The 25,546-nt window shown below is 56.1% G+C and carries 27 protein-coding genes; 11 read left to right on the top strand and 16 right to left on the bottom strand.

Annotated elements, in window-relative coordinates; translation table 11 throughout:
• Window positions 1–18 precede the first annotated feature (18 nt).
• Window positions 19–663 (bottom strand): redox-active disulfide-containing membrane protein, encoded by a 645-nt coding sequence (locus tag QLQ17_RS00745; protein ID WP_283207627.1) that lies wholly within the window; start codon window positions 661–663, stop codon window positions 19–21.
• Window positions 650–1,384: an SURF1 family protein gene (locus tag QLQ17_RS00750; protein WP_283207628.1), complete on the bottom strand. Its 735-nt coding sequence runs from the start codon at window positions 1,382–1,384 to the stop codon at window positions 650–652. Before QLQ17_RS00750 ends, QLQ17_RS00745 begins: the two co-directional genes overlap by 14 nt.
• Before the next feature lie 50 nt (window positions 1,385–1,434).
• Here QLQ17_RS00750 and QLQ17_RS00755 point away from each other — a divergent pair, with 50 nt between their 5' ends.
• Window positions 1,435–1,638, top strand: a complete 204-nt coding sequence (locus QLQ17_RS00755) for a twin transmembrane helix small protein (protein ID WP_283207629.1) — start codon at window positions 1,435–1,437, stop codon at window positions 1,636–1,638.
• 18 nt (window positions 1,639–1,656) lie between these two features.
• On the opposite strand, the gene QLQ17_RS00760 is transcribed toward QLQ17_RS00755, so the two are convergent.
• The 3 genes from QLQ17_RS00760 to coxB form a co-directional block, all read right to left on the bottom strand.
• A complete protein-coding gene (locus tag QLQ17_RS00760; protein WP_283207630.1) occupies window positions 1,657–2,544 on the bottom strand; it encodes a cytochrome c oxidase subunit 3 in 888 nt (295 codons plus the stop codon).
• 79 nt (window positions 2,545–2,623) lie between these two features.
• The gene (gene ctaD, locus QLQ17_RS00765) at window positions 2,624–4,210 is read right to left on the bottom strand and encodes a cytochrome c oxidase subunit I (RefSeq protein WP_283207631.1); all 1,587 of its coding nucleotides are present in this window, start codon (window positions 4,208–4,210) and stop codon (window positions 2,624–2,626) included.
• Between the two features lie 46 nt (window positions 4,211–4,256).
• Complete coding sequence (gene coxB / locus QLQ17_RS00770) at window positions 4,257–5,381, bottom strand: cytochrome c oxidase subunit II (RefSeq protein ID WP_283207632.1); 1,125 nt, start codon at window positions 5,379–5,381, stop codon at window positions 4,257–4,259.
• A 271-nt stretch (window positions 5,382–5,652) separates the two neighbouring features.
• On the opposite strand from coxB, the gene QLQ17_RS00775 reads away from it, so the two are divergent.
• The 7 genes from QLQ17_RS00775 to QLQ17_RS00805 all read left to right on the top strand — a co-directional run bounded on the left by QLQ17_RS00775 (window position 5,653) and on the right by QLQ17_RS00805 (window position 12,578).
• Window positions 5,653–6,957 carry an MATE family efflux transporter gene (locus QLQ17_RS00775; protein ID WP_283207633.1) on the top strand — a complete coding sequence of 435 codons (1,305 nt, stop codon included), beginning with the start codon at window positions 5,653–5,655 and terminating at the stop codon, window positions 6,955–6,957.
• Between the two features lie 162 nt (window positions 6,958–7,119).
• Window positions 7,120–7,767: a hypothetical protein gene (locus QLQ17_RS00780; protein ID WP_283209025.1), complete on the top strand. Its 648-nt coding sequence runs from the start codon at window positions 7,120–7,122 to the stop codon at window positions 7,765–7,767.
• Window positions 7,768–7,793: 26 nt separating this feature from the next.
• The gene (locus tag QLQ17_RS00785) at window positions 7,794–8,450 is read left to right on the top strand and encodes a methylamine utilization protein (RefSeq protein WP_283207634.1); all 657 of its coding nucleotides are present in this window, start codon (window positions 7,794–7,796) and stop codon (window positions 8,448–8,450) included.
• Window positions 8,450–10,825, top strand: a complete 2,376-nt coding sequence (locus QLQ17_RS00790) for a putative bifunctional diguanylate cyclase/phosphodiesterase (protein WP_283207635.1) — start codon at window positions 8,450–8,452, stop codon at window positions 10,823–10,825. Before QLQ17_RS00785 ends, QLQ17_RS00790 begins: the two co-directional genes overlap by 1 nt.
• Window positions 10,822–11,703, top strand: a complete 882-nt coding sequence (locus QLQ17_RS00795; RefSeq protein WP_283207636.1) for a DUF3034 family protein — start codon at window positions 10,822–10,824, stop codon at window positions 11,701–11,703. Before QLQ17_RS00790 ends, QLQ17_RS00795 begins: the two co-directional genes overlap by 4 nt.
• Window positions 11,704–11,719: 16 nt before the next feature.
• Window positions 11,720–12,166 carry a group I truncated hemoglobin gene (locus QLQ17_RS00800; protein ID WP_283207637.1) on the top strand — a complete coding sequence of 149 codons (447 nt, stop codon included), beginning with the start codon at window positions 11,720–11,722 and terminating at the stop codon, window positions 12,164–12,166.
• A 25-nt stretch (window positions 12,167–12,191) separates the two neighbouring features.
• The gene (locus tag QLQ17_RS00805) at window positions 12,192–12,578 is read left to right on the top strand and encodes a DoxX family protein (protein ID WP_283207638.1); all 387 of its coding nucleotides are present in this window, start codon (window positions 12,192–12,194) and stop codon (window positions 12,576–12,578) included.
• A gap of 7 nt (window positions 12,579–12,585) precedes the next feature.
• Here QLQ17_RS00805 and QLQ17_RS00810 read toward each other — a convergent pair whose 3' ends face one another.
• Window positions 12,586–14,382, bottom strand: coding sequence for a sensor domain-containing diguanylate cyclase (locus tag QLQ17_RS00810; RefSeq protein WP_283207639.1), 1,797 nt, complete (start codon window positions 14,380–14,382; stop codon window positions 12,586–12,588).
• 166 nt (window positions 14,383–14,548) lie between these two features.
• Between QLQ17_RS00810 and QLQ17_RS00815 the strand changes: the two genes are divergently transcribed.
• On the top strand, window positions 14,549–14,779 hold the full coding sequence (locus QLQ17_RS00815; protein ID WP_283207640.1) for a DUF1653 domain-containing protein: 231 nt from the start codon (window positions 14,549–14,551) through the stop codon (window positions 14,777–14,779).
• 7 nt (window positions 14,780–14,786) lie between these two features.
• Here QLQ17_RS00815 and QLQ17_RS00820 read toward each other — a convergent pair whose 3' ends face one another.
• Together QLQ17_RS00820 and prlC are read right to left on the bottom strand one after the other, a co-directional pair.
• Complete coding sequence (locus QLQ17_RS00820) at window positions 14,787–15,038, bottom strand: YheV family putative zinc ribbon protein (RefSeq protein ID WP_283207641.1); 252 nt, start codon at window positions 15,036–15,038, stop codon at window positions 14,787–14,789.
• Between the two features lie 59 nt (window positions 15,039–15,097).
• Window positions 15,098–17,143: an oligopeptidase A gene (gene prlC, locus QLQ17_RS00825; RefSeq protein ID WP_283207642.1), complete on the bottom strand. Its 2,046-nt coding sequence runs from the start codon at window positions 17,141–17,143 to the stop codon at window positions 15,098–15,100.
• Window positions 17,144–17,355: 212 nt separating this feature from the next.
• Between prlC and QLQ17_RS00830 the strand changes: the two genes are divergently transcribed.
• Window positions 17,356–17,892 carry a gamma carbonic anhydrase family protein gene (locus QLQ17_RS00830; RefSeq protein WP_283207643.1) on the top strand — a complete coding sequence of 179 codons (537 nt, stop codon included), beginning with the start codon at window positions 17,356–17,358 and terminating at the stop codon, window positions 17,890–17,892.
• 171 nt (window positions 17,893–18,063) lie between these two features.
• Window positions 18,064–18,519, top strand: a complete 456-nt coding sequence (locus QLQ17_RS00835) for an Hsp20/alpha crystallin family protein (protein WP_283207644.1) — start codon at window positions 18,064–18,066, stop codon at window positions 18,517–18,519.
• A gap of 51 nt (window positions 18,520–18,570) precedes the next feature.
• Here the strand turns inward: QLQ17_RS00835 and QLQ17_RS00840 are convergent, their stop codons facing one another.
• The 8 genes from QLQ17_RS00840 to QLQ17_RS00875 all read right to left on the bottom strand — a co-directional run bounded on the left by QLQ17_RS00840 (window position 18,571) and on the right by QLQ17_RS00875 (window position 25,330).
• Window positions 18,571–18,882 (bottom strand): PA4642 family protein, encoded by a 312-nt coding sequence (locus QLQ17_RS00840; RefSeq protein ID WP_283207645.1) that lies wholly within the window; start codon window positions 18,880–18,882, stop codon window positions 18,571–18,573.
• 72 nt (window positions 18,883–18,954) lie between these two features.
• The gene (locus tag QLQ17_RS00845) at window positions 18,955–19,791 is read right to left on the bottom strand and encodes a flagellar motor protein MotB (RefSeq protein WP_283209026.1); all 837 of its coding nucleotides are present in this window, start codon (window positions 19,789–19,791) and stop codon (window positions 18,955–18,957) included.
• 6 nt (window positions 19,792–19,797) lie between these two features.
• Entirely contained in the window at window positions 19,798–20,571 is a 774-nt protein-coding gene (locus QLQ17_RS00850) for a motility protein A (RefSeq protein ID WP_283207646.1), read from the bottom strand.
• Between the two features lie 81 nt (window positions 20,572–20,652).
• Window positions 20,653–21,480, bottom strand: a complete 828-nt coding sequence (gene aroE, locus QLQ17_RS00855) for a shikimate dehydrogenase (RefSeq protein ID WP_283207647.1) — start codon at window positions 21,478–21,480, stop codon at window positions 20,653–20,655.
• On the bottom strand, window positions 21,473–22,399 hold the full coding sequence (hemF, locus tag QLQ17_RS00860; RefSeq protein WP_283207648.1) for an oxygen-dependent coproporphyrinogen oxidase: 927 nt from the start codon (window positions 22,397–22,399) through the stop codon (window positions 21,473–21,475). The genes aroE and hemF overlap by 8 nt, the downstream gene beginning before the upstream one ends.
• Before the next feature lie 8 nt (window positions 22,400–22,407).
• Complete coding sequence (gene tsaC, locus QLQ17_RS00865) at window positions 22,408–22,983, bottom strand: L-threonylcarbamoyladenylate synthase type 1 TsaC (RefSeq protein WP_283207649.1); 576 nt, start codon at window positions 22,981–22,983, stop codon at window positions 22,408–22,410.
• A 44-nt stretch (window positions 22,984–23,027) separates the two neighbouring features.
• Window positions 23,028–24,191 carry a DNA-processing protein DprA gene (dprA, locus tag QLQ17_RS00870; protein WP_283207650.1) on the bottom strand — a complete coding sequence of 388 codons (1,164 nt, stop codon included), beginning with the start codon at window positions 24,189–24,191 and terminating at the stop codon, window positions 23,028–23,030.
• A gap of 122 nt (window positions 24,192–24,313) precedes the next feature.
• Entirely contained in the window at window positions 24,314–25,330 is a 1,017-nt protein-coding gene (locus tag QLQ17_RS00875; protein ID WP_283207651.1) for a LysM peptidoglycan-binding domain-containing protein, read from the bottom strand.
• Between the last annotated feature and the right edge of the window lie 216 nt (window positions 25,331–25,546).

Consider the following 25,546-nt stretch of genomic DNA (forward strand, 5'->3'; position numbering starts at 1 on the left):
GGTTTCTCCGAAATATCACTAGCCAATCTGCGAAAGTTTGAGCAGGTGTTTGAGATCACTCAGCATCTGTTTGCCCGTGTGCTCACTGCCGTAATGAAGGACGACATTGCCAAACGGATCCACAACCAGAATTCTCGGCTGCTGAACTGGATCGACTCCCGCTGGCCAGGAAGGTTCCCCAATGCCAGACAGGCTGAGTTGCTCCGTAGCGGCATATTCACTGGACCAACGTTGGGCAAGGTCATCAGACATGCTTCCCAACCAGGCGGAGCGGTTTACCCGGTTCGCATTCTTTCCAAGGGCGATATTGACCTGACGGGTGCGGTAGAGGAGATCCTCGCATTCCGATCCGCAATTTGCAGAGACCACAATCATCAGCCACTCCGGTTCTTTGAGTTCTGGTCCGAAGCGATCCTCAAGGGGGGAACCGTCTGCACCTTGCATTTGCAGCTGTGAAACCGGGGCAGGCGGTTGCAGAAGCTCACCATGGTTACTATTTCCGGTCGGGTTCAGCCAACCGGTGTAATACATCACGGTTGCCAGCACCATCGGGCCAAACCCGATGGCAAATAAAAGCAGTGCGGTCCTGCGACCACGCTTTACCTGTTCTGGCGATACGTTGTCATTCTCGTTGTTCTGATCCATGGATTCAGCCGTTGTCATTGTTTTGCTCAGTTTTGCGGTAGCTGGCTACGACCGTCAATATAACCAGTGCGGTCGCCAGTGAAAACCACTGAACCGCGTAGCCATAGTGAGTTTGCGGCCCCATTCTGTCTGGCGCCCAATCGGCTCGATAAGCGCCCGGTTGATCCGGCCCTTGTAGCCGGAGAATCATAGGCGCCAGCTCCGGTGAATCTGCCTCGGCATCCGATTGTGTCAGAGCCTGCACCCGTCTGGGCCATCTGGTATCCACTCCGGTTGTCTCGACCAGCACGGGCGGCTCAGGATACTCATCCAGCCGCCCCGCCAACACCACATTGCCAGGCGGTGTGTCGATTTGCGGCAATTCGTCCCGGCGTCGCGGTGCCTGAACCCAGCCACGATTAACGATTAACGCCTCGCCGGCGACTGGCTGAAAAAGTGTCAGTACCTCGTACCCTGCAATACCGTCGCGAGTCCGGTTGTCCAGCAGCCAGGTCTTGTCCCCATAGTGACCATCCACGGTCACCGGCTGGCCTTCGGCCACGCCCTGATTCAACTGTTCAGCCCAGGCCAGTTGCGTACTCTGACGATCCCAGCGGTCCAACTGTTGTTGTTTCTGTGCAGCACGGTCAATCTGCCAGAACCCCAATGCCAGAAGCAGGGGCAGAAACAAGCCGGAGAACAGCAGCAACCGCCAGTCAAACTGCCAGCGGCGTCTGCGGCCGGGGACTGAATCAACCATGGTCTGATATAGTGCCCGCTGAACTCACGCTTCGCGACACAGGAATCATCATGCTGAAAATTCTCATCGTTGTACTCATGCTGGCTGTTCTTGTGAGCCTGTTCAGCGGATTATTCTTCCTGATCAAGGACGGCGGGAAAACCAATAGGGTTCTGAATTCTTTGGCATTGCGGGTAGCGCTGAGCGTTGCGCTGCTGGCGGTTATTCTTCTGGCGTTGTGGCAGGGGGGCCTGACGCTTAATCCGACCCCCTGACCTTATAAAGAACCTTCCTTACAGCACGTAGACGAACACAAACAGTCCGAGCCAGACAACGTCTACAAAGTGCCAGTACCAGGCGGACGCTTCAAAGCCAAAGTGATTCTCAGCGGTGAAGTGTCCTTTATTGATCCTGATCAGCATGATCGTCAGCATCAGCGTACCCAGAATCACGTGGGCACCGTGGAAACCGGTCAACATGAAGAAAGTGCTGCCGTAGATGCCAGACTGCAACGTCAGGTTCAGATCCTGATAGGCATGGGCATATTCGTAACCCTGAACAAACACGAACACCAATGCCAGCGCAATAGTGGTTCCCAACCAGAGCTTGACCTTACCGCGATGGTTCTCTTTCAGCGCGTGGTGCGCCACCGTTACGGTGAACGACGACGTTACCAGCAGGATAGTATTGATCAGCGGCAGTCCCCAGGGTCCGATAATGCCTTCCGGCGCAGGATAGGCTTCGGGATCCGGCGTGTTGAGCAGAGGCCAGGTCGCCTGAAAACCCTCCCAAAGCATGTTGGTGCTGCCTTTATCCCCTTCGCCACCCAGCCAGGGGATAGCGAACATGCGGGCGTAAAACAGCGCACCAAAAAACGCTGCGAAAAACATCACTTCCGAGAAGATGAACCAGGTCATCCCCCAACGGAAAGAGCGATCCATCTGGGCGCTGTAAAGCCCGGAACGGCTTTCCTTGATGACGTTGCCGAACCAGCCGAACAGCATGTATACCATGATGGCTGAGCCAATCCAGAAGGTAATCCAGGAGCCGGTGGTTTCAGCGCCCTGCTTGCCGTTAACCATGATGGATGAGAGCCCAAAAAGCATCACACCCAGGCCAACAGTAGCCACAATTGGCCACTTGCTCTGTTCCGGAACGTAATAGGTCTGGTTTTCCGCCATGACAATCTCCGATGGCTAATCCGTTTTCAATTGTTGTTCTGTTCGGGGGCATCGTGCCCCCTCTGTTTCCTAAGCCCGCTTATTTCACTTCCGGCGGCGTCGCGAATGTGTGGTAAGGCGCCGGTGAGGGCACGGTCCACTCAAGACCTTCCGCGCCATCCCAGGGCTTGGCCGAAGCTTTTTCACCGCCACGCACACACTTGACCACAATCACCAGGAACAGGATCTGGGTCGCGCCAAACATGAAGGCTCCGACACTGGATACCATGTTGAAATCGGCGAACTGCAGCGCGTAATCCGGAATCCGGCGAGGCATACCGGCCAGGCCAAGGAAGTGCATGGGGAAGAAGGCCAGGTTCATGCCCACGAAAGACAGCCAGAAATGCGTCTTGGCCAGGGTTTCGTCATACATGTGGCCCGTCCATTTCGGAAGCCAGAAGTAGGCAGACGCGAAGATACCAAAGATCGCACCCGGCACCAGAACATAGTGGAAGTGAGCAACCACAAAGTAGGTGTCGTGATACTGGAAGTCCGCCGGTGCAATCGCCAGCATCAGGCCAGAGAAGCCGCCGATGGTGAACAGAATCACGAAGGCCACCGCAAACAGCATAGGTGCCTCAAACGTCAGCGAGCCACGGAACATGGTCGCCACCCAGTTAAACACCTTCACGCCGGTCGGTACCGCAATCAGCATGGTTGCGTACATGAAGAACAGCTGGCCGGCGATGGGGATGCCCACAGTGAACATGTGGTGAGCCCAAACCACGAACGACAGCAGCGCAATCGCACCCACCGCATACACCATGGATGCGTAACCGAACAGCGGTTTACGTGAGAAGGCAGGAATGATGTGAGACACGGCCCCGAAAGCAGGCAGGATCATGATGTACACCTCGGGATGCCCGAAGAACCAGAACACATGCTGGAACAGCACCGGATCACCACCACCAGAGGCATCAAAGAAGCTGGTGCCGAAATTGATGTCCATCAGCATCATGGTGACCACACCCGCAAGCACCGGCATAACGGCAATCAGCAGGAAAGCGGTGATCAGCCAGGTCCAGACGAACAGCGGCATCTTCATCAGGGTCATGCCAGGTGCGCGCATGTTCAGGATGGTGGCAATCACGTTAATGGCGCCCATGATGGATGAGATACCCATGATGTGGACGGCAAAGATAAAGAAGGTGGTGCTCGGAGGTCCGTACGTCGTTGACAGCGGCGCGTAGAAGGTCCATCCGAAGTTTGGCGCACCGCCCTGCATGAACAGAGTGGACACCAGAATCAGGAAGGCGCATGGCAGCAGCCAGAAGCTCCAGTTGTTCATCCGCGGCAGGGCCATATCGGGCGCGCCCACCATCAGCGGAAGCATCCAGTTGGCCAGGCCCACGAAGGCCGGCATCACCGCGCCGAACACCATGATCAGACCATGCATGGTCGTCATCTGGTTGAAGAATTCCGGCTCAACAATCTGCAGGCCCGGCTGGAACAGCTCGGCCCGGATCACCATCGCCATGGCCCCGCCCAACAGGAACATGGTGAAACTGAAGATCAGGTACATGGACCCGATGTCTTTATGGTTAGTCGTCAGCAACCACCGCGTGATGCCCTTGGCCGGGCCGTGGTGGTGATCGTCATGGGCGTGGGTATCGGTAACCGCACTCATAAAACCCCCGTTACCGCCCGCTCAACCCGGACGGTGATGTCATTAATCATTCTTGGTTCTTGTAGTCGAAGATCTGCTTGGGCGTCACCATTTCACCGGTGTTATTGCCCCAGGCGTTACGCTCGTAGGTAATCACCGCCGCCAGATCCACTTCGCTCAACTGATTGCCAAAGGCCTGCATGGCCGTTCCGGCTGACCCGTTCACCACGATATCAATGTGGCCTTCCATATCCTCAAGCGCCATCTGGCTGCCTTTCAGAGCCGGGAAGGCGGGTGGCGCACCGGTGCCGTCAGGCTGGTGACAGGCCGCACAGGCCGTGGCGTAGGCTTTTTCGCCCCGCTCCATCAGCTCGGCCATGGTCCAGTCTTTCTGAGTCAGTTCGCGCTCCGCCTCGGCAGCGGCGGTCTGCTCGTTGACCCAGGCGTCGTATTCTTCACGTGGTACGGCTTTAACCACCACGGGCATGAAGCCGTGTTTGACGCCACACAGTTCGGTGCACTGCCCACGGTAGATGCCGGGCTCGTCGACCTGGGTCCAGACTTCGTTGATGAAACCAGGAATCGCGTCTTTCTTGACGCCAAACTCCGGCACCCACCAGCTGTGGATCACGTCATTGGCTGTCAACAGGAGACGAACACGCGTGTTGGTCGGAATGACCATGGGATTATCCACATCGAGCAGATAATGCTCACTCTTTTCCGTGCGGTTGTAGATTTCGTCGTCGCTGGTCGAAATATTCGAGAAGTAACCGAATTCCTGGTCGATGTAGTCGTACTTCCAGCGCCATTGATAGCCGGTGACCTTGATATCAATCTCGGCTTCGGACGTGTCATACATATCCACCAGCGTGGCGGTGGCCGGGATGGCCATGACAACGAGGATCACCAGAGGGATGACCGTCCAGAGAATTTCCACCAGGGTGTTTTCGTGGAAATTGGCCGGTTTGCGGTCATCGGATTTCCGATGGGCAAAGATAGACCAGAACATGACCCCGAAAACGACGACGCCGATGGCGACGCAAATCCACAGGATGGTCATGTGTAGGCTGAAAATTTCATTACTGGAGCTAGTGACCCCGGGGCTCATGTTCAGCGTCCAGTCCGCCAGGGACACCGCTGGTAACATAAGTCCGCCCAAGAGAGCACCTGCCCGTCGAGCTTGCACGCGCATACTGTGTCTCCACAGAGTGTTATTCTTGTCGGATTTCGCGACCAATCCCTCTGGTCTGAACAGCGCTCGCACACACTGTTCTTGCTCAGAGCGGAAGCCTGCTATGGATAAAACAGGATCAAGTATAGGCACATATCGCAACAATTCGAAAGTCCCTGAAACCATAATTGGACGAAAGAAGGACGTTTTTCTGAACAATCGACGCGATCAATCGATTATCACGGCTCTTGATTCGACAGACCGCCGACTCTGGGCATTGGCCTGGCCCTTGATGCTCACCAATCTGACCGTGCCCTTGCTGGGGCTGGTAGATACTGCGGTGCTGGGACATCTGGAAAGCCCGGAATACCTTGGGGCCGTTGCCGTCGGTGCCAATCTGTTCAGCATCTTGTACTGGACGTTTGGATTCATGCGCATGGGCACGACCGGGCTGGCCGCCCAGGCGTGGGGAAAGCGGGATGAATTTGCCCAGGTAGCACTGCTACTGCGTTCCGTCCTTCTGGCAACAATCATAGGGTTGCTGCTGATTCTTTCCCACCAGCCGCTGATCAAGCTGGGCCTGGAACTGATGAACCCCAGCCAGCGTGTGGCAGAGTTAGCCTATGGCTATGCCAGCATCCGCATCTGGAGTGCGCCTGCCGTGCTGTGCCAGTACACCCTGGTGGGCTGGCTGATTGGCACTCAATCTCCCAAGGGCCCGATGCTGATGTTGATCGCTGCAAACGGACTCAACATTGTGCTGGATGTCGTGTTCGTGACCCTGCTGGGCTGGAACAGCGCCGGTGTTGCCATCGCCACCGTCATGGCGGAGTATTCTGCGGCAGGTGTCGGCTTCTATTTGGTTCTGAAAAAAATGCCAGCTGGCCAGACACTAACACGGGCGCTGATCGGCCAAATCACCGATTATCTCGGCATTCTTCAGGTCAACCGCTACATCATGGTTCGCACCATCGCGCTGCTGCTGGTGTTGGCCTTTTTCACCGCGCAGGGCGCGCGGCAGGGCGACACCATTCTCGCTGCCAACGCCGTGCTGATTACCTTTCTACTGGTAATATCCAACGGCCTGGACGGCTTTGCCAACGCAGCTGAAGCCCTGATCGGTGAAGCAGTTGGTCGGGGCAGCCGATCGCAGTTCAACGATGTCTTTCGGGTGGCACTGCGCTGGTCCCTCTGGGGCTCTTTACTGTTTACCGCTGCCTTTGTTCTGGGCGGTCGTTGGTTGATCAGCCTGCTGACCAGTATCCAGGAAGTGGAACAGACCGCCTGGGAATATCTGCCCTGGCTCTGGTCCTTGCCAATAGCTGCCGTTTGGGGGTTCCTGTTCGATGGCGTGTTCATTGGAGCCACTCGAACCCGTGACATGCAGAACACCATGCTGATCTCTGCGGGGCTGGTCTTTTTGCCGATCTGGTGGCTTACCACCGGATGGGGTAACCATGGCCTGTGGTTCGCACTGATCAGCCTGATGCTGGCCCGCGCGTTCACCATGGGCTGGCTATGCCTCCAGCACACCCGCCATGATCGATGGTTCGAGGGAAACCGTCGGCGGCAGACCGCTGGAAACGCGGATGGTTAGACCGGCAAGCGATGCGGGCAGACCGGGGAATCTGGTCTACACTTGAGGGAAAAGCAGCTGGCTGAGGTACCGCGTGTGCCCCGCCTGCGACCAGTGAACTGGCTCCTGACTGCGGGAGGCGCCTTGCGACCCCATTCCGTTGAGACATTGGCATTCCCCGAAATGACACCAAAGGCCGTGCTAGACATTATCGACCAGGCCAGGCGCCAGGAAGCACGCTCTGGCAGCTTCCTCAGGCAGATGCAGGAAAGGGCCACCTCTTTGCCATCTACCATTGTGATCGAGGAATACCAGCCCGCCAGTTGCCTGTTTCAGTTCGCGCTAGAATATATAGAGATGGCGCCGCGCCTTATAGAATGCGTAGAAGCCTGCGCCAACGAGGCCGGAAAGTCTGATCTTTTTTCCCCGTTTATCAAGGCCGCCATCGGTTACTTTACTCAGCCCTCTGTCCTGCTGGTACGCTATGACGGGCTGGGTGGGCTATTAATCCGCGCCTACCTTTGCCACCGACTCATGGAAGAGATGTGCGAAAACAATCGCTGTACACGGGCCAGTGAACTTGTGGACGTGGAGGCAACCCGGGCAAACCTGCTGGCTCATCAGTTGATCGGCGAGCCCTTCGCGAATGAACTTGACGAGTCAATCACTGTCACGGTGCTTCAGATTGCCGGTTCACCGGACTATTATGAATTGAATCTGGATCCATTTGTTGAACAGACGAGGAACACTGCGTGGGACTGGATGAAACAGTATTGGGATAACCTGCTGGATCGCAATCACATTCGCCTCTCCCTGGGAGGCCTCGAGTAGTCAACACGTGAGTGGTATTTCCAGATATGTTCAGAACGTTAGTAGCTCTGGCGTGGCTTGCCCTGTATTCCGGAATGGCAACCGCCGCTTCGTCCGAACTTTCCATCACGGTGATGGATGCCAGGACAGGTGACCCCGTCGCCGATGCACGCATCATCGCGACCAATGGGCCACCGGCAAGCCCCGTCAGTACCGAAATGGTCCAGAAAAATCGGCAGTTCCAGCCCCACACTCTGCTGGTCGCCAAAGGCTCGGAAGTGAATTTCCCGAATAAAGACGCGACCCAACATCATGTTTATTCTTTTTCACCCGCCAAATCGTTCAATCTTGAGCTGTTTGCGGACCAGCCTGAAGCGCCCATCGTTTTCGACAAAACCGGCATTGTCGAAGTCGGATGCAACATTCATGACCAAATGCAGGGATTCATCGTGGTCACTGACAGTGACCTGACGGCACAGACGGATGACACCGGTAATGCCAGTCTGTCGCTGCCGGAAACCCTCGCGACTGGAGACCTGAAGCTTCAGTTATGGCACCCCAGGCTGACTGACGTGACGCAAATGGTCGAGCTCACCCTCAACCTGCCTTCAGACAATCCGGTTGAACTCACACTTGAACTGTCACCCGAACCCCCGAAAACCGGGCGCCTGGATAGTCTTCAGAATCGCTACCGGGATCTTTGATGGTGAAAGGCAACCGAATCGGATTCAGGGGCAGACTTGTCTCAGCCATGGTCGGGCTGGTGGCGATCGTCAGTGTCGCCATTGGTGCACTGATGATGCTGTACCTGTTCGAAGATGAACAATCCCGAGCTCTCGAACAACTGAATCTGGGCGAGCGGGTAGCCGCCGAAATCCTGGAACGTCGCACCAGCCTGATCCTTTCCCGCCTCGACGTCGTCGTCCAGGACTTCGGCTTTCGTTCGGCCCTGGCCAGCCAGGACAGGCCAACTGCGGATAGCGCCCTGGAAAATCAGAGCAGACGGGTTGGCGCTGAATTCTCAATGATTCTGAACATCGATAACAAGATACTGGCAACCGCAGACGAGCCTCCTTCCAGCCTGGCAGATCGTGCCGAAACCGCGAATCTGTTGTCTGAAGCACAAGTGAACGGATTCGCAAGCCAGGTCACCCTGGTGGAAAATCAAGCCATAGAGCTGGTCACCCTGCCGGTGGAGGCGCCGGGGCTGCGGGCCCAACTGATCGCCGGTTTCCGTTTGGGCGATGAAGTAGCAACCATCATCGAAAAACTCAGCGGCACGGAGGTTCTGTTCCGCGCGCGCGACGGAAGCGACGAATCCTTCCAGTTCATATCGGGCGCCGCGGCCATCGAAGACGACCGGCTAACTGAACTGAACCGCATGGCCAGCGGCCAGAAAAGTGAAGCCAAATTCGTCAGCAGCCAACATTACTTTACCCGGATTGTAGAGTTGGGCGGAGAATCCGAAAAAGAGCTGCAGCTGCTGCTGTTGATCAATCGGGATGCCAGCCTTCAGGCCTATTACCAGCGCGCTATCGAAATTTTGTTACTGGTGAGCGGTGTTCTGGTTCTGGCGGCATTGATTGCGCTTATCATCGCCCGAAGTCTTGGCCATCCGGTCCTACGACTCGCGAACTACGCCAAGGCCATAGGTGAAGGCCAGTCGCCGGAGCCGCCCCAGGTGAGGGTTGGCGGAGAGCTGGCACAGCTTCGACAGGCGCTGGGCGACATGTTGGTCAAGCTCAAGGATCGGGAAGAACAGATTCGCTTCGCCGCCAGTCATGATGAAATTACAGACCTGCCAAACGCCAACGCTTTTTTCGATCAGGTCCGTGAGGGCCTACAAAAAAAACGGTCCTACCGGTTATACGGGCTTCGCATCCGCGACCTTTCAAATATCAACGACACCCTGGGTCTTGCTTTCGGTGATCAGGTCCTGTGTGCCGTGTCAGAGCGACTGGCCCAGGCGCTGCCCCAGGATACGGAGATTGCTCGTACTGGTGGCCGGGAATTTCTGATACTCAGCGACAGCACGAACGAACGTGATCTGGAACCGCAGATACTGGCACTGCTTGATACGGCGAAAGCACCGATCATCATCAACAAAACGCCGTTCTCGCTGCATTGCACCATTGTGTCCATGCGGTTGCCTGAAGACGCCGAGGATACGGATCAACTTCGGCGAAGACTGAATCTGACCTTCGAGCTGGCCCAAAGCAACCGCCATCAGATTACCCACTACCAGCCTGGTCGCGACGAGGATCATCTTCGCGAACTGCAGATCATTTCCGATCTGACCGCAGCGATTGCCGACAAAGGGCTGAAAATGAACTATCAGCCGCAACTCCGGATGTCTGACGGCCAACCGCTTCAGGTGGAAGCCCTGGTTCGCTGGATTCACCCCGAGCTGGGTTTTATATCGCCCGAGGAGTTCATTTTTCTGGCCGAACAATCTGGCCAGATCACCGACCTGACTCGGTACGTGTTGCACCAGGTAGCGGAGGATGCCGGCCACTGGCACGCGACCGGATTGGACATCGGCGTTGCCATCAACCTTTCCGCGCTGGACCTGACCCGCGGTAACCTCGCATCCGAGGTCGCAGACGCGTTTTCTGACTGGCGTTTGCCCATGTCCCGCATCACTCTGGAAGTCACTGAGAGCGCGTTGATGGACGATCCTGAATCCGCGCTAGGTACCCTGGAAAGGTTACGCGATCTTGGGGTTCATCTTTCTGTGGACGATTTCGGAACCGGTTACTCATCGCTCTCTCAGCTACGAAAGCTGCCCGTTCAGGAACTTAAAATTGATAAATCCTTTGTGCTTCAGCTCAATTGTGAACCTCAGGATCAACTGATTGTGAAATCCACCATTGATATGGCTCACGGGCTGGACCTGAAGGTGGTTGCTGAAGGTATTGAAAACCGGGAAACCTGGCATCTACTCAAAAGTTGGGGCTGCGAGACGGGTCAGGGCTTCTATATGAGCCGGCCGGTAGCGGCGGCCGACCTTGAGGCCACGCTGGACGCTCTCCGGGAAATGAAGCCCGAATTGGACCATGCAGGAGAAACCAGTTCATGAGACTACTCGCTTTGACCATCGTCGCGGGTTGCCTGACGCTACCAGCGGTGGCCAGCGCGGATGTCGGCAGCCGTCTTTGGGCAACCGGAGGCGTGACCTCAATCGAAGGCAGTGCCGGCGGTGGCCTGTCGCCATGGGCTTTACTGAACGGCTACGCCAGCGATGAAGAGTGGGGCGGTACTGTCACACTGTCACGCGCAGTCACCGATGACTATTCACTGGATGTTACCGGGGCAGGGCTAACCTGGCAGAACCGGGTAGAGCTGACGTTTGCACGGCAGACTCTCGATCTGGACTCTCTGGTATTCCCGTTGAGCAATGCTGGGCTGGACGAAGACGAGCTGACCCAGGACATCTGGGGACTGAAACTCAGGTTGATTGGCGATGTGCTTTATTCACCCTGGGGGCAATGGTCTGCAGGATTCCAGTACAAAAAGAACCGGGAATACGCGGTCCCCGAGTTCGTGCAGTCACAGGACGAAACGGGAACCGACTTTTACGCCAGTGGCAGCAAGCTCTTCTTCGCAGCCATTGCCGGCCGCAACTTGCTGGTCAACGGGACGGTTCGCGCGACCAAAGCCAACCAGGGTGGGCTTCTGGGTTTTGGCGGTGACAAAAATGACAGCTATGAAGCCATGGCCGAAGGCAGCGTCAGCCTGTTCCTGACCCGTCAGTGGCTTGTTGGTGTCGAGTATCGCCAGAAACCCGATAACCTCGGATTCGCGAAGGAAGAAGACTGGTGGGACGTTTTCATTGCCTGGGTGCCGGATCGCCGGGTCTCCGTGACAGCTGCCTATGTCGATCTGGGTGAGGTTGCGGACATCGCCGATCTCGGCAACCAGAAGGGCGCTTACCTGTCCGTGCAAGCCAGTTTCTGAATTCCCGGAGGACACCATGAAGCCGATTAATCCGATGACCCTCACCCTGTTTTTGCTGGCAGTCCTCACAATCGGAGGCTGCCAGACCACCAATAGCGCTGACCCTTCAGGTAATCTTTACGAGCAACTCGGAAAGCGCTCTGGTATCGCCGACATCGTCGAGGACTTGTTGTATCTGATTGTGGAGGACGATCGAATCAACGATCATTTTGCCGGCATTGACGTGAAGGAATTTCACACCAACCTCACCGACCAGCTCTGCAATGTCAGCGGAGGCCCCTGCACCTACACCGGCCGTAATATGCGCGAGAGCCATGCCGACATGAACATTACAGACACCGAATTCAACGCTCTGGCAGAAAACCTGATTCTGGCCATGGAAGAGAATGGGGTGCCCTCCAGCGCCCAGAACAGACTGATAGAACGCCTGGTCCCTATGTATCCTGACATCCGTAACCTATAACTCACTGCTTATTGGAGCCCACATTTTGTTGGAAAATGCTGACCTCGGAAAACTGATCGTTCGACTCACCCTGGGCGGACTTCTCCTGTTTCACGGTATTGCCAAGGTGTTCCACGGTGTCGGATTTATCGAAGGTCAGTTGGCCAGCCACGGACTTCCCACGTTTCTGGCCTACGGCGTGTTCATTGGGGAACTGTTGGCACCCTTGATGGTGATACTGGGATATCAGACGCGAATCGGCGCGCTGATTATTGTCTTCAATATGCTGGTGGCGATTGCACTGGTGCACTCGGGAGAGCTGCTGTCACTGAGCCAGTCGGGTGGCTGGGCGCTTGAGCTTCAGGGTTTCTTCCTGTTTATCGCGATTAGCGTCATTTTTCTGGGCCCGGGTCGCTACAAGCTGAAAAACTGATGGGCTGTCAAAGGGATTCGACTTCTTCGGACCCTGAGGCTCTGAACATCATCACCAGATTGCGGCCAGCGCCTTTGGCCGCATACAGCGCTTCGTCTGCGCACCTGATCAGATCTGCCACGTCATGGTCACGCGTCGGCGTGATGCTGGCCACGCCGACACTGATGGTCAAACGCAATGGCGTCTGTCCATTTGCCTGTGGCATTGGTGTGGCCGCCACTGCCTTTCGCAACCCTTCAGCCACGTGGACAGCGCCTGTCTCGGGCGTGTCCGGTAACAGCACGACAAACTCTTCGCCACCATAGCGAGCCAACAAATCACTGGATCGGTGGATAAGTTCGCTACAGGCAGACGCCACACGCACCAGACAATCGTCACCCACCAGGTGACCATGGTTGTCGTTGAGTCTTTTGAAATGGTCAATATCCAACAGGATGAGACTCAGCGGGTATTGGTGCCTGCAGGCTCGTTTGAACTCATTGGCGAGAAAATCGTCAAAGCGACGACGATTGGCGACCTGAGTCAGACCATCGGTAATGGTCAAGGCCTTCAGCCGTTCATTTACCTGCTCCAGCTCTTCGGTCCTGGCCTGCACCCGGGCCTCGAGGGTCTGATTGGCCTGACGCTGCACTTCCAGTGTTCGCTCCTGGGCAGCCTGGCGGCGCTTGCGCTCCAGGCTAATACGGGACGCCAGCGCAAAAGACATCAGCATCACCTCCAATGTGACACCAATCTGAGGCGCCGTATCAGTCAGATCACTGCGGGGAATGACGCCAATTTTGCTGATGGCATTCACCAGATGTCCCAGCAAAAAAGGAAACCAGGCGATGACGTAGTATTTCGCCAACACCTGGCCATTGCGCCATGCCACCAGGCCAATCACGAAGGAAAGCGGCGTAACCAACACCGCCAGCACGCTGACAAAGACAGTCGAGGTCTGGTAATCACCGAACAGGCCATAAAAAAATCCAAGTACCGAGATCCCAACGACGCCCTGCATGACGCGGTAACACCAGGGGCTGTATTTGCGAAGAGACATGAAACTGATCGCAAACATTGCCGCAACCAAAATGTTGACTGAAACCATGGGTGCCGTGAAGAATCGATTGACGGTCGGTGACTCTGGCCAGAACCACTGGAACAACAGACCATTAAAATTCAGAACCACGAGCGCCGAGGCCACCACCGTCAGTACATACCAGAAGTAGGCCGGGTTTCGGACCAGCGTCAGTACAAAGGCATTGTAAACCGCCATCGCGATCATGATTCCCAGGAACAGAGCCTGCCAACCGTAGTCCACCTGTTCAGAGGTAATAAGGTCCGCAGCATCACTGATCTGGATGGGCACCTGAACAGAGCCTTCAGACTGAACCTTTATAAAAGCAGTGATCGGCTCGGCAGAGGATGGAACCGGAAATAGAAAGTGGCGATGAGGCACAGGGCGTGAGTCGAAGGCCAGACGGTCGCCTGTCTCAAAGCTTGATAGCCGCTGACTCCCTTTGAACCAGTGCACTTGGACGTAGTCCAGCAAAGGGTAGCCAATTTCCAGGTAACGTCCGGATTGGTTTGCAGGAAGGGTAAGGCGCACCCAGATGTCGGCGTCATCAAAACCGACGTTCAAGGTTTCCCCGGGCGGAACCTGACTCCAGCGGTCTGCCGGTAGCTGTCGGACTCCGTCCAGCGTCAGGTTGCCGGCACTGGATCGCAACCAGTCCACAGGATAGCTTGCCGCCTCTGCGACATTTGCCAGAGCCAATACACTCAGCAGTGTCCAACACAACAGGCTGCTTCCGTATGCTTTCATAGCAGAGCGTTACCCGAATCCGGAACTTCAGCTAGACTTAAGGGCCCGGCAGCGAGCCACTTTTGACCCAAAAGAGGTGTGCGCATATCGTTGCGGTAAGTCTAGTTGCTAGACAAAAAGTCTGCTTTATATTATGTCGCCAAACCCTACAGGCGCAGAGTTTACGATGACTGACAAGAAAACCGAAATCCGTCCAGGCCGCTATCGCCATTACAAGGGGCGTGACTATCAGGTGATTGATATTGCCCGACACAGCGAAACGGAAGAACGGATGGTAATCTATCGCTGCCTCTACGGCGACCGGAGCCTATGGGTCAGGCCACTGACCATGTTCCGGGAAACCGTTGAGGTTGCGGGAGAACAGGTTCCGAGATTTGCATTCGTTCGGGAAGAATAGCGGAGTATCAGTCGTTCTGGCCTGACTTGAAGAACACGACTTGCTGGACGGTATGATCGTCCTGATTACCCTTGCTGTTTACGCGGGTCTGGAGCTCGGCATTTTCGGGCTTGGGCGTATCCGAAATGGCATCCGTAAAGCCACAGGCCACACACTCCCGGATCTGATCTTCCTCGTCCGTAGTAAACATCATGATCTTGTCCATTTCCGCGCAACGGGGACAAACCGCGCCGGCGATAAAGCGTTTTGGACTGGGCATGTTATTTCTCTCCGGAGTCAAATGGCATGGCGGGCATACGCCCGCCATGCGTCAGTGGTTCAGGCAGCGTCGTCAGTAATACCGGTCTGCCTCAGCAAGGCGTCCACTTGCGGCTCCCGCCCACGAAATGCCTTGAACAGCTCCATGGGCTCCTGAGAACCGCCTTTCTCCAGGATGTTATGCAGGAAGGCCTTTCCGGTTTCCTGATCGAAAATCCCATTTTCTTCAAACAGCGAGAACGCATCGGCTGCCAGCACCTCGGCCCATTTGTAGCTGTAATAACCCGCGGCGTAACCCCCCGCAAAAATATGCGAGAAGCTATTAGGGAAGCGATTAAACGCTGGCGCTTCCACCACCGCAATCTCACTGCGCACCTGCCGGTGCATGTCCAGCGGATTGGTGGGTGCTTCAGATGTGAACTCAGCGTGTAAACGGAAATCGAAAAGCGAGAATTCAAGCTGGCGAACCATCGCCATACCAGACTGGAAATTCTTCGCTGCCAGTAGCTTGTCGAGCAAATCCTTTGGCAGAGGTTCGCCGGTCTCGTGGTGAGAAGCGATCAATGCCAACGACTCCGGATTCCAGCACCAGTTCTCCAGGAACTGAGACGGCAGCTCCACGGCGTCCCACGCCACACCGTTGATGCCAGACACGTCCATCACGTCCACTTGGGTCAACATATGGTGCAGGCCGTGGCCAAATTCGTGGAACAGGGTCGTCACTTCATCATGTGTCAGTAGCGACGGTTTGCCATCCACGGACGGCGTGAAATTACAGGTCAGGAATGCGACCGGTAGCTGAACGGTACCGCGCAGGTTGCGCCAGCGGATACGGCAATCTGCCATCCACGCACCACCGCGCTTGCCTTGCCGTGCATAGGGATCCAGATAGAACCAGGCCAGCGGCTCGCCGCCCCGGCTGATGCAGTACGCAGTAACATCCTCGTGCCAGGTCTCTACCTCTGGCTTGGCTTCAATCTGCACGTCAAACAGCTTTTCCGCCACACGGAACAGACCCGAAACCACCTTGTCTGCCGGGAAGTAAGGCCGCAGAGTTTCGGGGGAAATGTCGTAACGCTCCTGACGGAGCTTCTCGCTGTAATAACCAATATCCCAGGCCTGCATCTCTTCGAGGCCGTGAGTGTCGCTGGCGAAAGCTTTGAGTTCCGCAAATTCCCGCTCGGCAATCGGTTTGGATTTTTCGGCCAGCTGGTTCAGGAACTCAAGCACTTCATCCACGCTGCGTGCCATTTTCTTGGCCAGGGAGCGCTCAGCGAAGTTGTTGAAGCCAAGCAATTGAGCCATGGCGTGGCGGCGCTTGAGAATCTCTGCCATGACCGGCGTATTGTCCCAGGTACCGCCGTCCGGCCCGAGGTCGGATGCCCTTGTCACAAAGGCTTCATAGACTTCGCGGCGAAGCTCGCGGTTGTCGCCATAGGTCAGCACCGGATAGAAGCTGGGGAAATCCAGGGTGACGACATAACCATCCAGTTCCTTCTGTTTCGCCGCTTCGCGGGCGCCTTCCAGTGCAGAATCTGGCAAACCCGACAGCTCGGAGACATCGGTAATATGTTTGTACCAGTGCTGGGTCGCATCCAGAACATTGTCGCTAAAACGGTTGGACAACTCAGACAGTTCCATCGACAGGTTGGCGTACTGCTCTTTCTGTTCTTTCGGAAGATCCACACCACCCAGATGGAAATCCCGGAGGGTGTTGTCAACCGACTTGCGCTGAGCTTCGGTCAGATCCTTGAAGTCATCCCGGGCTTTCAATTTTTTATACGCCTCACACAGCTCGGCGTTCTGGCTAAGCTCGGTGCTGTACTCGGTCAGTTTTTCAAGGCAGCGCTTGTAAACAGCCCGAAGGTCGTCGCTGTTCATCACACCGTTCAGATGCGAGATCACAGACCAGGCATTTTCCAGCTTGTTGTCCAGCGCCTGCATCGGCTGGGCCAAGGTCTCCCAGGTCGGGTCTTCCTGCTGGGCGATCTGGCTGATCTTCATCCGGTTCTCACTGAGAATCTGATCAATCGCCTCTTCCATGTGCTCGGTGCGAATATGGTCAAATCGAGGTAACAGATCATTTGTCAGCAATGGGTTATTCATAAGTCCCCTTCTCAGGAATTTGGATCTAAGGTAGTTTCAGTGGACTCCATAATCGGGGGAGTATCCGGGAGAGGCCTTTCCGAAACTGTGCGGAGCCAGGTATGGCGGAGCCCAAGCGTCACATGAATGTGCCGCAAGGAGCGTGTTTCGGAAAGGCCTCTCCCGGATGCTCCGGACTCCGAAGCAATAAGAAGCCTACGAGGTACTATGTAATGTCTAATGTACGTTCTCACAAGGGTTTTGCGCCACAATTCGGTGATCGTGCCTGGATCGACCCCAGCGCCGTCGTCATTGGCGACGTGCAAACCGGTGACGATGTGTCCATCTGGCCGATGACCGTGGTGCGCGGCGACATGCATGAAATCCGCATTGGCAACCGCTGCAGTGTTCAGGACGGTAGCGTACTCCACATCACCCACGCCAGCGACTATAACCCCGGCGGCTGGCCGCTGCACATTGGCGATGACGTGACCATTGGCCATAAAGCCCTGCTGCACGGTTGCACCGTTGGTAACCGCGTGTTGGTGGGTATGGGTTGCATCATCATGGACGGCGCGGTGGTCGAGGACGAGGTCATCGTGGCGGCGGGTTGCCTGGTGCCACCGGGGAAAACGCTGGAGTCCGGACATCTCTATGTGGGGTCACCTTGCAAGAAAGCTCGCCCGCTCACCGACAACGAGCGAACCTTTTTCAAATACACCGCCGCCAATTACGTGAAGCTGAAAGACCAGTATCTGGCTGAAGGCTGACTGCCAATAAAAAATCGCACCGTGGGGTATTGAAAAAAAACGTGGCTGCTCTTACATCAGGAATTAGCAGATGTTCACGGAAACCATCCGGCTGGCGCCACCGGTTTGGAGCTGTTCCGCGAGCGAAGCTGAATCAGACAAACGATCTCAGATTCGTAGGAGGAGTTTCATATGAGCAATCTAACCCGTTGGAATCCGGTTAACGAGTTCGAAGACCTGATCAACCGTTACAACCGCTATTTCGGCGTGCCTAGCCGCACCGGCGAACGTGAAAGCAAAGACCTGTTCAGCCGCACCGACTGGGCACCGGCCGTTGACATCAAGGAAAGCCCCAACGCGTTCAGCATTGACGCTGAGCTACCGGGCATGTCCAAAGAGGATGTGAAGGTCACCGTTCAGGACGGCGTTCTGAGCATCCAGGGTGAGCGTCGGCAGGAGGAAGAAACCGGCGACAGCAAGCACCACCGCGTGGAACGTGTGTACGGCAGCTTTATCCGCCGCTTCACCCTGCCGGAAAACGTGGATGAGAACAGCATTCAGGCCAACTTCAAAGACGGCCTGCTGTCACTCACCCTGAACAAGGCCGAACCGAAAGAACCCAAGGCCATTGAGGTCAACGTTCAATAACGGTTGGGCTGTACCAAGTACCATCAATAGCCGTCGGGCCTGGCTTCAAAGTCAGTGCTCGACGGCTTTTTTCGCACCGGCCGCTTTCAGGATATCAGCGTAGGCCGCGCTGCGACGATGTTGCGAGATAATATCCAGCATGGTCTCACCGTGTTCGTTCACCGCGTTCAGATCACGGCCGGCCTCCACAAAAAAGCCGATGAAGCGCTCGAAATCTTCCGCCCGCATGGCGTGATAGGCTTTTTGCAAAGCATTAAAGTCGCTATTAATGGCGGCATCGTAAGGCTCAATCGCGAGAAAGCTTTTGACCCGCTCATCGCTCCACTCTTCGCCAATTACTTTCGCTTTATCCGGTCCACTCATGATCGATCTCTCATCTTTTCGAAAGGCTGGGCAAATAAAAGGGGGACAGTATAAAGATCTGAAGGCCAGACGTCAGGGCAGGATTTCCACCGGCATCTCGCCGACAGGCATGTTTTCATCGCATTCTGGATTTCGGATGGCAATTTCCACCCGGCGGTTGCGAGCCCGGTTTTCCGCCGTATCATTGGGTACCAGCGGGTTGGTTTCAGCCCGTCCGGCGGCGACCACGCGCTCTGCCGGCACTTCCCGGTTCAGAACCAGCTCATGGACGACAGACACGGCGCGCGCCGCAGACAAATCCCAGTTTGAGCGATAGCGGCCGCTGGAAATAGGGCGATCGTCGGTGTAGCCAGCAACCATTACGTCGCCGCTACAATAAGACAGTACCTCTACGACACGCTCGATAATCGGCAGCATTTCAGGTTTGATCTGAGCTTCACCGGAGCGGAAGGCCGCGTCCTCCGCAAACCGGATGATTACCTGCTCCTCGTCATAGTTGACGCTCAGGTCGCCCGACGCCACTTCCTGCTCCAACTCCTGAATCAGCGACGATGCAAGGTCGATAATTCCTCCGGATATTTTAGTAGGCGCCTCGCCGTCGGCGCGTTCGTCGATCAGCTCTGGTTGGTCTTCGATGTTGCTCTCAGCTTCGGTTGGGGCGACCGGAGCCGGTTCAGTGGCGATGACAGACACAGGCTGACCACCGGGCAAATCAGACAAAACCGGTGTGCCACCCAGCGCCACAGTCATGGAATTGGCCATGGCGCGGTACTTTTCCACGTCCATCTCGGCGAAGGACAAAAGCAGAATGAAAAAGGTGAGCAGCAGGGTGGCCAGATCGGCAAAGGTAACAATCCAGGCAGGGGAACCCCGGCCATGTTTCTTATGCCTTGCAGGCTGCCTGACCATCACGGATCAGGCCCTCCGCTCCGGAGCAAGGTCCGCACGGTGCTCGGGCGTTACAAAGGACGACAGCATTTCTGTCATCACACGCGGGTTCTCTCCCCGCATGATGTTTTTGATCGAGGTCGTAATCAGCACCTGATTGCGAGCTTCGTCTTCCGCCTTGAGCTGCAATTTGTCAGCGAGGGGTAGAGCGATCAGCTGGGCTATAAACGCACCATAAAGCGTCGTCAGCAGGGCGATGGCCATGGCCGGGCCAATGGAAGAGGGGTCGTCGAGGGTGTTAAGCATCTGCACCAGACCCACCAGGGTACCCAGCATACCAATGGCCGGGGCAGATTCACCGATGCCACGGAACACTCTCTCTGCGACGTCGTAGCGCTCTGCAGTCTGCTGCAGTTCGTGACTCAGAATTTCTTCAACCAGCTCTGGCGGGTGACCATCAACACACAGGTTGATGGCTTTCCTCAGGAATTCGTTGTTGGTCTGATGGTTCTCAAGGCCAAGTATGCCCTCTTTGCGAACAACGGCCGCAAGATTACTGACTTCGTGAATCAGTTCTGAGGGTTTTTCCATGCGATCGGTAAAGGCAGCCGCCATGGCCAGACGAAACGCACTCATCACCGAAGGCAGACGGAATTTAATCAGGGTAACTGCCGCAGTTCCACCAAGCACGATCGCCAACCCGGGTAAATTCAGAAAGGTCAGCACAGACGCATTGGCCAGCATGGCCAGAATGACAATCAATATGCCTGCCAGCAGGCCAACAAGGGTCAGGATATCCATCAGATCAATTACTCGCTGATACACCGGGTACGTTTATACCTGCTGAGCATAGCCTATCAGGACGCGTTAGACCTGCCAGGCTCAATCGGTTCGCAATACCTCAATAACCGGATCCGTTTCCGGCGTGATGCCACGCCATACGCGGAAAGACTCTGCAGCCTGTTCCACCAGCATGCCCAGCCCATCGAATACCCGCGTGGCGCCCTGATCAAGCGCCCATTGATTGAAAGGGGTGGTTTCAAGGGAATACATCATGTCGTAGACCACCGTACCCGCTGCGATCACCGTCGGTGACAGTGGCGGCAGATCGCCCTGCAGACTGGCACTGGTGCCGTTGATAATGACATCGAATGGCTCGCTGGGCTCTTCGAATCCGCAGGCGCGCAGGTCGGTGTCGGCGAACTCATCGCGGAAAAGATCCACCAGCCCTTGCGCTTTGGCAACCGTGCGATTGGCGATCGTCAGTGACATGGGTTTCTGACTTAATAATGGGCCCAGAACACCACGAACCGCGCCGCCGGCGCCCAGAACCAGCACCTTCGCGCCCGCGAGCTCGACACCGTGATTCTGCATCAAGTCAGTCACCAGGCCATGGCCATCGGTGTTGTCGGCGATCAAAGCACCTTTGTCGTCTACATACAGTGTGTTGGCTGCGCCCGCCCGCAACGCCCGATCAGTGTGAGTGTCCGCCAGTCTCCAGGCCTCCTCCTTGAACGGCACGGTGACGTTCAATCCCTGCCCTCCGCGGCTGAAGAATCCTGATACCACACCGCCAAATTCAGTTTCCGGCGCCTGGATGGCCGTATATTCCAGGTTTTCACCGGTCTGCTGGGCAAACAGGCTGTGTATCCTCGGTGATTTACTATGGCTGATGGGATTACCCACCACCGCATAGAGTCCTTTATCCATTCTTCAACTCCAGCCAATCCCGGCCAGTCAGAAAATAATCGGTCAGCCGTGCTTCTTCGCTACCCGGCGCGGGTGTGTAATCGTATTCCCAGCGCACCAGCGGTGGCAGGGACATCAGGATGGATTCGGTACGTCCTCCGGACTGCAGGCCGAACAATGTGCCGCGGTCGTATACAAGGTTGAACTCAACGTAGCGCCCACGACGAAACAACTGAAACTGACGGTGTTGATCGGTATAGGGGGTATCTTTGCGAGCTCGCACGATTGGCTCGTAAGCTTCAATGTAGCTATCGCCGACCGACTGCATCAGTGCAAAATCCTGCTCGAAATCACCGGTGTTGTGGTCATCGAAAAACAGCCCGCCGACGCCCCGTGGTTCGTCCCGGTGCTTCAGGTAAAAGTAATCGTCGCACCAGTCTTTGAACCGAGTATAGACTTCTTCGCCAAATGGGTCGCAGGCGTCTTTGGCAACCTGATGCCAGGCTACGCAGTCTTCTTCAAACCCGTAATAGGGTGTGAGGTCATAGCCGCCGCCAAACCAGTACACGGGCTCGCCGTCATCAGGCGTGGCAATGAAAAACCGCACGTTGGCATGGGACGTGGGCACAAACGGGTTGCTGGGATGGATCACCAGGGACACACCCATCGCCTGCCAGGTGGCCCCGGCCAGATGAGGACGATGCGCTGTCGCAGAAGCGGGCATGGTCTCCCCCATCACGTGAGAAAAGTTGACGCCACCTTTTTCAAACACCGCACCGTCATTGATGACACGGCTGATGCCACCACCGCCTTCCGGTCGGTCCCAGGAATCGGTCCGAAATTCTGCGTCGCCGTCAACGGCGGCCAGTCGCTCGCAAATTTGCTCCTGAAGGCCAAGCAGATACTGTTTCACGGCCTCAACATCGGGTCTCTGGGTCATAACGGCTCCTAACGCAACTGTTTTCCGCTGACGATATCAATGATTCTGCTGGGTTTGCGATGCCCACCCAAATTTCCGGGTACCAGCCTGTCCAGACGATTCTGAAAATACCGGCGTACCTGCCAGGAATAGCGGGCGGGCTGACGGCCCGCCGGGTTGGCCGACGTGGATACCAGGGGCCCGTCGATTGCACCACAAAGTGCCTTGATTAACGGATGATCACTGACTCTGACGGCGATGGAAGAGTGACGACCGCGCACCGTCTGTGGAATCTGTTGCTCAAGATCCGGAATCAGACAGGTGACAGGGCCAGGCCAATAGCTTAGTGCGATCTGGCGCTGCGCTTCCGGCAACGGGCGCAGCAGAAAATCAATTTGCGCCACAGAACCTGCCACCACAATCAGCCCCTTTTCCATGGGCCGCTGTTTGAGCTCCAGAATTCGGTGGACGGCGTCTTTATCCCAGGGGTCACACCCAAGGCCCCACACGGCTTCCGTGGGGTAGGCAATCACACCGCCAGAACGAATGGTTTGCGCAGCTTGGGCTAGCTGCCAATCAGACAAGGGCTGCAAAGAGGATTTCATAACGGGTCAGATAACAGCTCTCTTCAAGCATTGAAAACGGTTCATCAGGCAATTCGCTGGAACCCGCCCGGCGCGGAATCTATCAGCCCCTCAAGCTCCAGCAGTAATAGCGACTGCATCAACTGATCTGCCGGCAAACCGGTGACTGAGCACAGGTCGTCGGTCGACTGTGGATCATACCCTAAAGCGTCCAGCACCGCGATTTCGCGCGCATCCAGTGTCTTTGATTCAGAGCTCTGTGGAGATGGCTCGGGCGACCAGGCTGACCAACCACACTCCAGCTCATTGCAGATGTCTTCAACCGTCTCCACCAGCGCGGCCCCCTGACGAATAAGAGCATGGCACCCCCGCGCCATCGGGTTGTGTATTGAGCCTGGAATCGCAAACACCTCACGGCCCTGCTCCAGCGCCAACCTGGCCGTGATCAGCGAGCCACTTTTCAGCCCGGCTTCCACCACCAGAATTCCGCGGCTGAGGCCGCTGATAATGCGATTCCGCTGGGGAAAATGGGCAGGGCGAGCCTGCGTACCCGGCGGGTATTCTGACACCAGAAGCCCGTGGGTAATCACGCGGTCCGCGAGGGAACGATGGCGGTGGGGGTAAGGGCGATCGATGCCATTACCAATCACAGCAATGGTCGCGAAACCGGCGTCCAGGGCGCCTGAATGGGCGGCTCCATCCACGCCCAGTGCCAGCCCACTGGTCACCAGTAAACCCTGATGACCCAGTGCTCCACCAAAAGCCCTGGCGTGCTCCAACCCCGCACGACTGGCATTCCGACTGCCCACAATGCCAATTTGCGGCTGGCTCAGCAGAGCGCGATCGCCCTTCGAATAAAGCACCAGAGGTGCATCGTGTATTTGCCGGAGGCAGGAGGGATAAATCTCGTCCTCCAGGGTAGTGATGTCGATGCCCTGTGCTTGGCAATCCCGGATAATCGCCATCACCCTGGACACCCGTGGGTCGCCCTGACGGAGGTGTCTCCAGGCTTCAATGGCCCGTAAGGTTTCAGCGTGCAGGCCCAATGCCTTCAACATTGAGACGTTGCAATCGGCCAGGGCAACAAGCCCACCCAGGTGTTCAATCACTGCCTGGCGTCGAGTGGCGCCAAATTTGGGCAGACAGGATAACAGCAACCAGAAACCGGTCTTTGAGTGCAGTAGCTGCTCATCACTTGCAGCCATGCGTGAGTGGGAAAGCGGAGGCATGCTGTCCGTCCTTGGTTCAGAGATGATGACTGATCCCGCCTTCCTGGCAGGATAAAAATAGAATTATGACACAAAAAAAGAGCCGCAATCGCGGCTCTTTTTGAAGAATCAACAGACCCGAATCAGGGGTTGGTGACCTTGTCGCCTACCGACAGTGGGCGAGTGGCCTGGAGCACCAGACCGTAGCTCATCTTCTCGTAGGTCTGGAAAATCATCATGAGGCCTGCGCGCTCAGAAGGCAGTTCAATGGTTTCCCGGGTGACCGGGTCACGAACCAGGCGACCGCTCTTCAACACCGCCAGCACATTGCCCGGCTTCATGCCTTCACGTTCGCCACGGTTGATGGCGACCACATCGAACTGGCCAATCTGGGTAACGCCGCCTTCCACAGAGATCATCTGGCCTTCGATCTCGGAGTCCGGGGCGCTGGGCACGAAACTGGTCGTTATGCGCCGCTCTTCACCCACCAACAGGCGATCACCAATGCGCACTTCCTGATTTGATTCTTTCAGAAGCATGGTCAGCACGTCGCCATTCTCGGCAGTGATTGCACCGCGGCCGATGCTGCGTGCCTCAAGGCCAAGGAATTCTCCGGTTTCCGGATCATGGAATTCACGGCTGCGACGGAACACGCCAACGGAGTCGGCAGGTTTCTCGCCCCGGGCGTACACCTTGTCGCCGGCGCCAGTCACGATTCGACCATCCTCACCTTCCAGCACGTAGGGCGCGCCGTTCAGCTCTTCCACGTCCACGATGCGGGTGTTGGAAAGGAAACTGTTAATGGCGTCCAGCGGGATAGCCGGAATGGGTGTGTCGATCGGTTCTGAACGTACCTTGGGCGACAGCTTCTCAATGCCCTTACTGGCCACCTTGGTGACGCGGGGCTTGCCATCTATATAAACCAGTGCCAGGCGATCACCGGGATAAATGAGGTGCGGGTTCTCAACCTGCGGGTTCACGTGCCATATCTCCGGCCAATACCACGGATTGTTCAGAAACCGGGCAGAAATATCCCAGAGGGTGTCACCCTTCACGACCGTGTAACGCTCGGGATGGTCGGACCTCAGTTCCGGGGCGGCGTGGGCCCAGGAGGTGATCAGCAGCATGCCAGCTGCCAGAGCGTACAGCAGTTTCCTCATTGTTAAATCCTTGATCGCGTGCTTTGAATCCGCAGATTCTGTTCTTGGTATTCAGCCGTTACTATGGCGTTTATACCATTACTATAGAAGAACTCACGCAAATTGTGATGTTATCTTTTGTTCTTCTAGTGATTTCTATCTTCCAATCGAAAGTTTTTAACTATCAACTGATCAGTTTGTACTCAATGAGCCAGTTGAGGGATAATAACGTTAATA

This window comes from Marinobacter sp. CHS3-4 (assembly GCF_030053415.1).
Lineage (GTDB): Bacteria > Pseudomonadota > Gammaproteobacteria > Pseudomonadales > Oleiphilaceae > Marinobacter.

Excerpts from the sequence above, each read along its gene's own strand:
- QLQ17_RS00745 (WP_283207627.1), bottom strand. The coding sequence starts at position 663 with ATGACAACGGCTGAATCCATGGATCAGAACAACGAGAATGACAACGTA.
- QLQ17_RS00750 (WP_283207628.1), bottom strand. The coding sequence starts at position 1,384 with ATGGTTGATTCAGTCCCCGGCCGCAGACGCCGCTGGCAGTTTGACTGG.
- QLQ17_RS00755 (WP_283207629.1), top strand. The coding sequence starts at position 1,435 with ATGCTGAAAATTCTCATCGTTGTACTCATGCTGGCTGTTCTTGTGAGC.
- QLQ17_RS00760 (WP_283207630.1), bottom strand. The coding sequence starts at position 2,544 with ATGGCGGAAAACCAGACCTATTACGTTCCGGAACAGAGCAAGTGGCCA.
- ctaD (WP_283207631.1), bottom strand. The coding sequence starts at position 4,210 with ATGAGTGCGGTTACCGATACCCACGCCCATGACGATCACCACCACGGC.
- coxB (WP_283207632.1), bottom strand. The coding sequence starts at position 5,381 with ATGCGCGTGCAAGCTCGACGGGCAGGTGCTCTCTTGGGCGGACTTATG.
- QLQ17_RS00775 (WP_283207633.1), top strand. The coding sequence starts at position 5,653 with ATGCTCACCAATCTGACCGTGCCCTTGCTGGGGCTGGTAGATACTGCG.
- QLQ17_RS00780 (WP_283209025.1), top strand. The coding sequence starts at position 7,120 with ATGACACCAAAGGCCGTGCTAGACATTATCGACCAGGCCAGGCGCCAG.
- QLQ17_RS00785 (WP_283207634.1), top strand. The coding sequence starts at position 7,794 with ATGTTCAGAACGTTAGTAGCTCTGGCGTGGCTTGCCCTGTATTCCGGA.
- QLQ17_RS00790 (WP_283207635.1), top strand. The coding sequence starts at position 8,450 with ATGGTGAAAGGCAACCGAATCGGATTCAGGGGCAGACTTGTCTCAGCC.
- QLQ17_RS00795 (WP_283207636.1), top strand. The coding sequence starts at position 10,822 with ATGAGACTACTCGCTTTGACCATCGTCGCGGGTTGCCTGACGCTACCA.
- QLQ17_RS00800 (WP_283207637.1), top strand. The coding sequence starts at position 11,720 with ATGAAGCCGATTAATCCGATGACCCTCACCCTGTTTTTGCTGGCAGTC.
- QLQ17_RS00810 (WP_283207639.1), bottom strand. The coding sequence starts at position 14,382 with ATGAAAGCATACGGAAGCAGCCTGTTGTGTTGGACACTGCTGAGTGTA.
- QLQ17_RS00815 (WP_283207640.1), top strand. The coding sequence starts at position 14,549 with ATGACTGACAAGAAAACCGAAATCCGTCCAGGCCGCTATCGCCATTAC.
- QLQ17_RS00820 (WP_283207641.1), bottom strand. The coding sequence starts at position 15,038 with ATGCCCAGTCCAAAACGCTTTATCGCCGGCGCGGTTTGTCCCCGTTGC.
- prlC (WP_283207642.1), bottom strand. The coding sequence starts at position 17,143 with ATGAATAACCCATTGCTGACAAATGATCTGTTACCTCGATTTGACCAT.
- QLQ17_RS00830 (WP_283207643.1), top strand. The coding sequence starts at position 17,356 with ATGTCTAATGTACGTTCTCACAAGGGTTTTGCGCCACAATTCGGTGAT.
- QLQ17_RS00835 (WP_283207644.1), top strand. The coding sequence starts at position 18,064 with ATGAGCAATCTAACCCGTTGGAATCCGGTTAACGAGTTCGAAGACCTG.
- QLQ17_RS00840 (WP_283207645.1), bottom strand. The coding sequence starts at position 18,882 with ATGAGTGGACCGGATAAAGCGAAAGTAATTGGCGAAGAGTGGAGCGAT.
- QLQ17_RS00845 (WP_283209026.1), bottom strand. The coding sequence starts at position 19,791 with ATGGTCAGGCAGCCTGCAAGGCATAAGAAACATGGCCGGGGTTCCCCT.
- QLQ17_RS00850 (WP_283207646.1), bottom strand. The coding sequence starts at position 20,571 with ATGGATATCCTGACCCTTGTTGGCCTGCTGGCAGGCATATTGATTGTC.
- aroE (WP_283207647.1), bottom strand. The coding sequence starts at position 21,480 with ATGGATAAAGGACTCTATGCGGTGGTGGGTAATCCCATCAGCCATAGT.
- hemF (WP_283207648.1), bottom strand. The coding sequence starts at position 22,399 with ATGACCCAGAGACCCGATGTTGAGGCCGTGAAACAGTATCTGCTTGGC.
- tsaC (WP_283207649.1), bottom strand. The coding sequence starts at position 22,983 with ATGAAATCCTCTTTGCAGCCCTTGTCTGATTGGCAGCTAGCCCAAGCT.
- dprA (WP_283207650.1), bottom strand. The coding sequence starts at position 24,191 with ATGCCTCCGCTTTCCCACTCACGCATGGCTGCAAGTGATGAGCAGCTA.
- QLQ17_RS00875 (WP_283207651.1), bottom strand. The coding sequence starts at position 25,330 with ATGAGGAAACTGCTGTACGCTCTGGCAGCTGGCATGCTGCTGATCACC.